General features: G+C 50.6%; 11 protein-coding genes. 10 read left to right on the top strand and 1 reads right to left on the bottom strand.

Annotation, left to right across the window (positions count from 1 at the left end; translation table 11 throughout):
• Position 1 precedes the first annotated feature (1 nt).
• Positions 2 to 139: an Obg family GTPase CgtA gene (gene cgtA, locus A4E54_RS06985; protein WP_286725251.1), complete on the top strand. Its 138-nt coding sequence runs from the start codon at positions 2 to 4 to the stop codon at positions 137 to 139.
• 6 nt (positions 140 to 145) lie between these two features.
• On the opposite strand, the gene A4E54_RS06990 is transcribed toward cgtA, so the two are convergent.
• Positions 146 to 406: a hypothetical protein gene (locus tag A4E54_RS06990; protein ID WP_286725234.1), complete on the bottom strand. Its 261-nt coding sequence runs from the start codon at positions 404 to 406 to the stop codon at positions 146 to 148.
• Between the two features lie 113 nt (positions 407 to 519).
• Here A4E54_RS06990 and A4E54_RS06995 point away from each other — a divergent pair, with 113 nt between their 5' ends.
• The 9 genes from A4E54_RS06995 to A4E54_RS07035 all read left to right on the top strand — a co-directional run bounded on the left by A4E54_RS06995 (position 520) and on the right by A4E54_RS07035 (position 8,900).
• Positions 520 to 660: a hypothetical protein gene (locus A4E54_RS06995; protein ID WP_286725236.1), complete on the top strand. Its 141-nt coding sequence runs from the start codon at positions 520 to 522 to the stop codon at positions 658 to 660.
• Between the two features lie 127 nt (positions 661 to 787).
• Positions 788 to 1,921, top strand: a complete 1,134-nt coding sequence (gene proB / locus A4E54_RS07000) for a glutamate 5-kinase (protein ID WP_240082254.1) — start codon at positions 788 to 790, stop codon at positions 1,919 to 1,921.
• Positions 1,922 to 2,022: 101 nt separating this feature from the next.
• A complete protein-coding gene (gene nadD, locus A4E54_RS07005) occupies positions 2,023 to 2,628 on the top strand; it encodes a nicotinate-nucleotide adenylyltransferase (RefSeq protein WP_286725237.1) in 606 nt (201 codons plus the stop codon).
• A gap of 104 nt (positions 2,629 to 2,732) precedes the next feature.
• Positions 2,733 to 2,987 (top strand): RNA recognition motif domain-containing protein, encoded by a 255-nt coding sequence (locus A4E54_RS07010; RefSeq protein ID WP_240082256.1) that lies wholly within the window; start codon positions 2,733 to 2,735, stop codon positions 2,985 to 2,987.
• Between the two features lie 117 nt (positions 2,988 to 3,104).
• Positions 3,105 to 3,461: a ribosome silencing factor gene (rsfS, locus tag A4E54_RS07015; protein ID WP_240082257.1), complete on the top strand. Its 357-nt coding sequence runs from the start codon at positions 3,105 to 3,107 to the stop codon at positions 3,459 to 3,461.
• 225 nt (positions 3,462 to 3,686) lie between these two features.
• Positions 3,687 to 6,173 carry a leucine--tRNA ligase gene (gene leuS, locus A4E54_RS07020; RefSeq protein WP_286725240.1) on the top strand — a complete coding sequence of 829 codons (2,487 nt, stop codon included), beginning with the start codon at positions 3,687 to 3,689 and terminating at the stop codon, positions 6,171 to 6,173.
• A gap of 49 nt (positions 6,174 to 6,222) precedes the next feature.
• Positions 6,223 to 6,891, top strand: coding sequence for a DUF421 domain-containing protein (locus A4E54_RS07025; protein ID WP_286725242.1), 669 nt, complete (start codon positions 6,223 to 6,225; stop codon positions 6,889 to 6,891).
• Positions 6,892 to 7,483: 592 nt separating this feature from the next.
• On the top strand, positions 7,484 to 8,137 hold the full coding sequence (locus A4E54_RS07030) for a ComEA family DNA-binding protein (protein ID WP_286725245.1): 654 nt from the start codon (positions 7,484 to 7,486) through the stop codon (positions 8,135 to 8,137).
• Positions 8,138 to 8,222: 85 nt separating this feature from the next.
• Positions 8,223 to 8,900 carry a lytic transglycosylase domain-containing protein gene (locus tag A4E54_RS07035; protein ID WP_286725248.1) on the top strand — a complete coding sequence of 226 codons (678 nt, stop codon included), beginning with the start codon at positions 8,223 to 8,225 and terminating at the stop codon, positions 8,898 to 8,900.
• Positions 8,901 to 8,934: the final 34 nt, after the last annotated feature.

The following is an 8,934-nucleotide window of genomic DNA, read 5'->3' on the forward strand; positions in this document are numbered from 1 at the left end:
TTTGAACAACGAGGAGTCAGTTGAGCGCCTGCAGCGAATTATGCAGCGCATGGGTATTGACGACGCTCTAAAGGAAGCAGGGGCAAAAGAAGGGGACACAATTAAAATCGGCGGGTTTGAATTCGAATATGTGAATTAAGGGAAATTACTTATCGTCTGTATTCTTACGAGATTCTTGGATACGGTGATCTTTCCGGAAAGTACCCACATAAATACCCCTGGGCATTTTCTTACGCGGACCGGAGCAGCGCGGTACGACGAGCCGCCGGAAGTATCCCTCCCAGAAGGAACTGATATGATCTTCCATCCAGATATCTTTCCCATGCCCCGACAGCAATTCTGCCAATATAGGCAGCGCCTGAGTAGCCCCGGAAGTGATGAAGATATCCTGCGGATGAACAGTCATTCCCCTACTGCGAAAGACCCAGCCGGTAATTTCCTCGCGGAGCGCCGGAATTCCTTCCGTCCATGAATATCCAAGTGCCAGTTTGTATTGTATTATTTTACAACTACAGGTTGATGTTTACAAGTGAGCAGCCCGGACGGCAGCAGTGGATTGGCGGGTTAATGGTGATACCTGGCATGCTGCTGACAGGGTTTAAGCAGTCTACCGGCAGCGGCGCCGGTGGTAGTATTAAAATTAAGGATAAAGGCCTGTAAAAGATAAGCGGCGGTATTCGGGCTGGTTGCTGGAGACCCTGACTGCTTGCCACTTTTAATAGATAATCATATATGGTATACTATCCATGGTTTGGCCAACAAAGGAGCCGTCATTAAGTGAGGCAGTATGGAAGAGCAGGAACGTAATTTTCATTTATTTAAACGTTTTGTCGTAAAAGTGGGTACCAGTTCGGTCAATCACCCTAATGGCAGGCCTAATCTTTTTCAGATAGAGACTTTGGTTCGCCAGCTTGCCGACCTGTGCAATCAAGGAAAAGAAGTGATCCTGGTCACTTCGGGCGCTGTAGGCGCGGGCGCCGGGAAGCTGGGCTTGAAAAGCCGGCCGAAGAACATCCCGGAAAAACAAGCGGCGGCGGCCGTCGGTCAGGGTATGCTGATGCATATCTATGAAAAGATTTTCGCCGAATACGGTTTGACTGTCGGCCAGGTGCTCTTGACACGGGAGGATTTCTCTGACAGGCGCCGGTTTCTAAATGCAAGGAACGCTTTGCATACATTACTCCGGCTTGGCGTTATCCCGGTAGTTAACGAAAATGACATGGTGGCCGTGGATGAAATTAAACTGGGTGACAACGACAACCTTTCGGCTTTGGTGGCCAGTTTGATCGATGCGGAAATGTTGTTTTTGCTTTCCGATGTTGACGGGCTTTACACGGCGGACCCCCACAAAAATTCGGACGCCAGGATAATTTATGATATAATTGAAATAACTGCGGAACTGGAAAAGCTGGCTGGTGAGGGTGAAGCCGGAAGCATGGGTACCGGTGGAATGACTACCAAACTGCAGGCTGCCAGGATAGCCATGCACTCCGGAGTGGTAACAGTGATTGCCAGGTCGGGAAAAAAAGACGTGCTGCGCCGGATTATCGCCGGTGAACTGGAAGGGACCGTTTTTTGGCCGTTAGTGAACAAACTTGAAAACAAAAAAAAGTGGATTGCCTACAGCTCTACCGTTCAAGGAGAGATTTTCGTGGACAAAGGGGCGACTCAGGCACTGTCGAGATATGGCAAAAGCCTTCTGCCTTCAGGTGTAACCGGGGTGGAGGGAGTTTTTGAACTGGGCAATACCGTCAGTATAGTCGGTCCGGACGGGCAGGAAATAGCTAGAGGGTTGACCAACTACTCTTCCGCTGAGATCGAAAAGATTAAGGGCGCTCAGACTAGAGATATCGCGCGTATTCTTGGTCATAAGGATTACGATGAAGTAGTGCACCGCAATAATCTTGTGCTGGATTTATAAGAAAGGCTAAAATTTGTCACACTTTATCATGCAATGACTTTTACTTGCATTTTAGATGAGAAGAATGTAATATTTTAGTTATGAGAAAGAGTACCGGTCGGGTGTGCAAGTTGGGAGTAATGGGCGGAACCTTCGACCCGATTCATTATGGCCATTTGGTTGCCGCGGAAGGCGCGAGGGAAGAACTGGCGCTGGACAAGGTTATATTTATCCCCGCCGGCAAGCCGCCGCATAAGCCGGGGCATGATCTTGCCGATGCGGGAGATCGTTATCTGATGACCGGACTGGCGATTGACTCCAATATTTTTTTCGAGGTTTCATCCATCGAGATTGACCGTCCCGGCCCGTCTTATACTGTTGATACGATCCAGTTTATCATGAACCAGTACCCGGGAGCGGAAATCTATTTTATAACCGGGGCCGACGCAATATTAGAAATTATTACGTGGAAAAATGTCGAAAGATTATTATCGCTGTGCTATTTTGTCGCGGCGTCCCGGCCTGGTTACCGGTTGGACGAGCTTTGGGAAAAGGTCGGCGCTTTTATTCAGTGCCCGGAAAAAAAGATACTGGGTATGGAGGTTCCCGCATTGGCGATATCATCAACTGATATCAGAAGGCGTGTGCGTGAAGGAAAAACAATTAAGTACCTGCTGCCGGAGCCTGTGGAAGAGTATATCGCCAAAAAAAAATTATACCGGCGCTAAAAGCCTGGAAAAATCTTAGTCTGATTAAGATTGCATTAGGACAGTTCCTTTTGCAGATAATAGTTCCAATTAATAAGTTTCGGAAGGGAAAGAGGTGATTACTTTTGACGCGTACACTATATGTGGGAAATCTACCGTGGGCTACTAAAGCTGAAGATCTCGCCAATGCTTTTTCAGTACATGGCGAAGTTCTGAGTAGCCGCGTTATTACAGATCGTGAGACTGGTCGTTCCCGCGGGTTTGGTTTTGTTGAAGTCCGGGAGGAAGATGCGGAAGCAATGATAGCCGCAATGAACGGCACGGATCTTGACGGTAGGGTTATCACCGTTAATGAGGCAAGGGCGCGGGAAGAAAGATAAAGGAAAAACCTCCATTAAAGGAGGTTTTCTCTTAGTAATATTTTGAGCCATATTTTGCTGTGGCATTGTATATGGAAGAGAATATTATATTTTAGTCAGTATTAAGGAGGAGTGGCGTTGTCCTTAAGTCCACAGGCAGTGGTGAACATTGCGGTGCAGGCGGCGGAAGACAAGAAAGCAATGGACATAACCGTTCTTGATATTCGTGAAATATCTATTATCGCGGACTATTTTATTATTTGCAGCGGCCGCTCAGGAACCCAAGTGCAGGCTATTGTTGAGAACATCCAGGAGAGATTGGATAAAGACGGGGTTGTTGCTTTGCGCCGGGAAGGTTTCCGGGAAGGCAACTGGGTGTTGTTGGATTACGGTGATGTCATAATTCATGTCTTCCGGGAATCTGAACGGCAATTTTATAATCTTGAACGCCTGTGGGGTGACGCTCAGGTGGTGGGGCTTCCCGTTAATATTTGACATTAAAGAAGCATGTAGATATCACAGGGCACACTTAAAGCAAAATTTATTGATGTGCGGCAAACCTCTTGTCTCTCGCGGGAAAGAGGTTTTCTTGCTGTCCGGCGCGAGCCTTGAGTAATCCATGTTTTTATGATAAAATTTGCAAATGGGTAAAAACGCCTTTATCCGAGAAGCATGGTGGCTGCGTCAGTGAGGCGGCTTTCAGATAAGGAGATGGGATAATTGAAAGAAAAGTATGACTTTCAAGAAGTGGAAAAAAAGTGGCAGGGACGCTGGGCCGCGGAGAATCTTTACGTAGTGCCTGATTTCTCGGACCGGCCAAAGTATTATTGCCTGGAAATGTTCCCTTATCCTTCCGGGAAATTGCATATGGGCCATGTGCGGAATTATTCGATTGGCGATGTGGTTGCCCGTTTTAAGACCATGGAGGGCTATCACGTGCTCCACCCGATGGGATGGGACGCTTTCGGCCTGCCGGCGGAAAACGCGGCGATAAAACACGGCGGCATCCACCCGGCCGACTGGACCGGGGATAACATAGACAATATGCGCGAGCAGCTAAAGCAGCTGGGCATAAGCTATGACTGGAACCGGGAAGTCGCCACCTGCCACCCGGAGTACTATCGCTGGACCCAGTGGCTTTTTCTCCAGTTGTTCCATCAGGGGCTGGCCTATAAAAAACAAGCAGCGGTAAACTGGTGCACGGACTGCGCCACGGTGCTCGCCAACGAGCAGGTGAAAGACGGGAGCTGCGAGCGTTGCGGGGCCCCGGTGGAAAAACGGGAGCTGGCCCAGTGGTTCTTTAAAATTACCGATTACGCGGAGCGCCTGCTCAAGGACATTGACCTGCTGGGAGGCTGGCCCGACAAGGTTAAAATCATGCAGGAACACTGGATCGGGCGGAGCGAGGGCACGGAAATAGACTTTAAAGTTGTCGGCCATGACGAAGTGATCACTGTTTTCACCACCCGCCCGGATACTATTTTCGGGGTTACCTACATGGTGCTGGCGCCGGAGCATCCGCTGGTGGAAAAACTGGTCGCGGGCACGGGGCGGGAGGCGGAAATAAAGGAATTCGTGCGCAATGTAAGCAACATGAGCGAAATAGACCGCACTTCCAATGAGATAGAAAAGATCGGCCTGCCGACGGGAGCGTATTGCATCAACCCGGTGAACGGCGAAAAAGTGCCCGTGCTGATCGGCAACTACGTTCTGCTGGAGTACGGCACCGGCTGTGTCATGGGTGTCGCCGCGCATGACCAGCGGGACTTCGAGTTTGCCAAGAAATATGATTTCCCGATCCGGGTGGTAATTCAGCCGCCGGGAGAGGATCTGGACCCCGCCGCCATGGAAGGCGCATATGAAGAAGAAGGCGTGCTGGTGAATTCCGAGCAGTTTGACGGGATGCCCAATACGGAGGCCATTAAAGCTATTACGGAATATCTTGAGCAGAAAGGGTGGGGCCGTTTCCGGGTGAATTTCCGGCTGCGCGACTGGCTGATTTCCCGCCAGCGTTACTGGGGGGCGCCGATCCCCATCGTGTACTGTGAAAGGTGCGGGACCGTCCCGGTGCCTGAAAGCGAATTGCCGGTGCTGCTGCCCAGGGAAGTGGAGTTCAGGCCGACCGGGCAGTCCCCGCTGGCTGAATGCCCGGAATTCGTCAATACTGTCTGCCCTGCATGCGGCGGGCCGGCCAAAAGAGAAACCGACACGATGGATACGTTTATGTGTTCTTCCTGGTATTACTTCCGTTATACCAGTCCGCGGGAGACAGCAGGACCGTGGGATAAGGCCAAGGTGGACAGGTGGCTGCCGGTTGATCAGTATATCGGCGGGGTGGAGCATGCCATTCTGCACCTGTTATACTCCCGGTTTTTCACCAAAGTGCTTTACGACTTGAAACTGGTGAGCGTGCAGGAGCCTTTCACCAACTTATTGACCCAGGGCATGGTGCTTAAAGACGGGACCAAGATGTCCAAGTCGAAAGGCAATGTGATCAGTCCGGAGGATATCGTGGCGCGGTACGGTGCCGATACTGCCAGGCTTTTCATACTTTTCGCGGCTCCCCCGGAACGCGACCTGGAATGGAGTGACCAGGGAGTGGAGGGCTGCTACAGGTTCTTGAACCGGGTCTGGCGTTTGGTGGCCCCCCTGGCCGACAAAATAAAGAGTGCGGCGGATGACGCGCCCCGCGCCAAGCAAGTGGGCGCCAACCGCGAGATGCTCCGGGTGACGCACGGTACAATCAAAAAAGTCACGGATGACATCGGCGCGCGCTTCAACTTCAACACTGCGGTCAGCGCCATCATGGAACTGGTCAACGCGCTATACCAGTATAAAGAACTCCCCGAGACCGACCGGGATCAAGGGGTACTGCGGGAAGCAATTGACGCCCTGCTGCTATTGCTCGCGCCTTTTGCCCCGCATATCACCGAGGAAATCTGGGAAGCCACCGGGCACACCGGCAGCATTCACAGCCAGCCCTGGCCGGTTTACGACGAGCTTGCCATCAAAGAAGAAGAGATAACCATAGTGGTGCAGACGAACGGCAAAGTGCGTGAACGTCTGCTGGTTCCTGCCGGACTGTCTGCCGACGCGCTGCGGGAGAAGGTGCTGGGGGAACCGCGGGTGCAACAGCTGATTGAAGGCAAAAAATTGGTCAAGGTGATCCCCGTTCCGGATAAACTGGTGAATATCGTAATAAAATAAGGCGAAACATAACAGTACGGTGTGTAAAACGGCAGGGGTGGTGCGGCAATTGCTCCTCGAACATATTTACCGTACTGTTTTTGTGTATTTTTTGGTCCTGGTAGTGATCAGAATGATGGGGAAACGGGAAATCGGCCAGCTTTCCCCTTTCGATTTCGTAGTCGCGATAATTATTGCCGAGCTGGCGGCCATACCGATGGAGGCCACTGATGAGCCGCTCTGGAATAGTATTCTGCCTCTGGTTATCCTGGGCTTGCTGGAGGTGGTGATGTCCTACGCCACCCTGTTCAGCAGAACCTTGCGCTGTATTGTCTGCGGCCGCCCGCAGGTAATTATCAAAAGCGGGCAGCTGTTGCGCAACGAGATGAGAAAAGCGCGCTATAACCTGGATGATCTGCTGGGACAACTCAGGGATAAAGGGATCGTCGACGTGGGTGAAGTGGAGTTTGCCGTACTGGAGACATCCGGGAAACTCAGTGTTATTTTAAAATCCCAGTACCGCCCGGTTACCCCGGCCGACCTGGGCATTTCGACTCCTTACGAAGGTCTCCCCACGGTACTGGTGATGGACGGCAGTGTGATCGGCGAAAACTTAAAAGAAGTCAACCTTGACGAAAACTGGCTCAACGAGCAGCTAAGAGAGCGCGGGCTTGAACCGAAGAAAGTCCTGCTCGCCACGCTGGGGACCGACGGCAGGCTGTTCGTCAATGAAAAATAAGCGTGGTAGGTATATAAAAAAATAGTTGCCACTAGAATTTTAGGGCTAAAGGGTTTAGTTATATATTCATCAGCCCCAATTCAAATCTAAACAATTCATCCGATTCTTCGGTTCGGCTGTCAGCATAATGATGGCTATATATAGAAATATCCTCCAAAACTAATACTTGCATTTTACTGATTCATGAAAAAATCTTAAAAAATTGCTTATTACCACCCGAATTTCCAGCCATCCCGAAGCATTGCCAGAAGATGTTGCTTGATAAAGCATATCATATTCCAAGTTTATGTAAACATTACTCTGCCTAGTAAATGGAGGGATAAATATAAATTATAGGCTGTATAGATTTATCTTTCCAACCCTTTATAAAAATCAGCATTTGGAGAAGTCTTCGGTATTGCGGAAAGCGTATATAGCGCGGACGGCGCTTCCAAACGATAGCTTACAATATTTTCTTATATGTATTAATACCTTGAAACGGCAAACAAACTTAATGATGATTAAAATAAAAAAAGGAAAATGCTGTTGTTGGTAGAATTACTCTAAATATGTAAAGAATATCAATGATTTGTTGCAAACCGCAGAGTTTTCTTTGGCAGGGCGGTGGGGACGTATTATTCAGCTCGATCGGAAACAACAGTTGATTATACTCCTGCTGGCAGGGGTGATTTTATTCAGCGGGGGCTACCGTTACGCTCAAATAAAGGAGCGTGCGGCGAATGAAAGCAAGCCCGCGTTGGAGAATACAACTGAAACTAAGACAAAGGAAATACAGGTGCATGTAGTGGGGGCGGTAGACAGGCCGGGAGTTTACAAATTGTTTCAAGGTGCGAGGGTCATTGACGCCGTTAACATGGCCGGGCCGAAAGAGGACGCTGATCTGGATTCTTTACAGCTCGCTTCGCTGCTCAATGACGGCAAGACGATACCTGTCCCATTTAAAACATCCTCCCCAGACACGCCTGGGAACATTTCCGAAAACACACCCGGCGGAGGTGGATATGGCGCCGCAGTTCCCGGGCAGGGCGCGGGTCAGGCCGGTTCAGCCAACGGCCTAGTGAATATAAACACGGCGGATCTCAGCCAGTTGGACACGCTTCCCGGGATCGGTCCGTCGCTGGCGCAGCGAATTGTCCAATACCGCGAGACAAACGGGTCTTTCTATAGCGTGGAAGATATTAAAAATGTGTCGGGCATAGGCGATAAAAAGTTTGAGGAACTTAAGGACAAGATAACCGTGCGTTAATTATACAACTTGCACTGTGCGAAGCGCGCGTTGTCGCCGATAATATTATTAAAACACAACCTTTGGGAAACGGAGGGTTTCGCATTTGGATGTAAGCATGCTGGTTAGAATGCTGTTAATGAATTATTTGCAAACTGCCCTTACCGGAGAAAAAAAAGTCGATGAGACCGGTAGCGCCGGTATCTTTGGTAGCGCCGGCGGCGACGGCAGCGATTTTGAGTCGCTGCTGGCCCTGGCCATAGCCGGCGGCAGTCTCGGCCAAGGTGACTATCTATCCAGTTACGGTGTTCCCGGCAGTGTTTCCACACGGCGGGTAAAATCCGCTTCAACCGGCACTGTTTCATCCAGAAGCGCGCAAAAGTCCGGTACTGCCGCCGGTACAGGCCTGGCCGGTTTGATTGAAAGAATTTCCTCCAAGTACGGGGTTGACCCGGCGCTGGTTAAATCGGTAGTCCAGGCGGAGTCCAGCTTCAACCCGAACGCCACGTCGCCCGCGGGAGCCATGGGATTGATGCAGCTGATGCCCGGCACAGCCGATTCCCTGGGTGTGGATGACCCTTATGATCCGGTGCAGAACGTGGACGGCGGCGTGCGCTATTTGAGGCAGCTCCTAAACCGCTACAATGGGAACAGCAGCTTGGCGCTGGCGGCCTACAACGCCGGTCCGGGCGCGGTCGACCGGGCGGGTGGAATACCGAATTACCGGGAAACGAGGGATTATGTGCGCAAGGTGTTGGAAAACAGGGTAAACTTTATAGTTTAAGCCTTGGTAATTACTCAGGAGTCAGTAGTCAGAA

Origin of the sequence: Pelotomaculum sp. PtaB.Bin117, from assembly GCF_002067195.1 — a bacterium.
GTDB lineage: Bacteria > Bacillota > Desulfotomaculia > Desulfotomaculales > Pelotomaculaceae > Pelotomaculum_D > Pelotomaculum_D terephthalicicum.

Bases quoted from the DNA above. Each gene is read 5' to 3' on its own strand.
- proB (WP_240082254.1), top strand. From the start codon at position 788: ATGGAAGAGCAGGAACGTAATTTTCATTTATTTAAACGTTTTGTCGTA.
- A4E54_RS06995 (WP_286725236.1), top strand. From the start codon at position 520: ATGTTTACAAGTGAGCAGCCCGGACGGCAGCAGTGGATTGGCGGGTTA.
- A4E54_RS06990 (WP_286725234.1), bottom strand. From the start codon at position 406: ATGACTGTTCATCCGCAGGATATCTTCATCACTTCCGGGGCTACTCAG.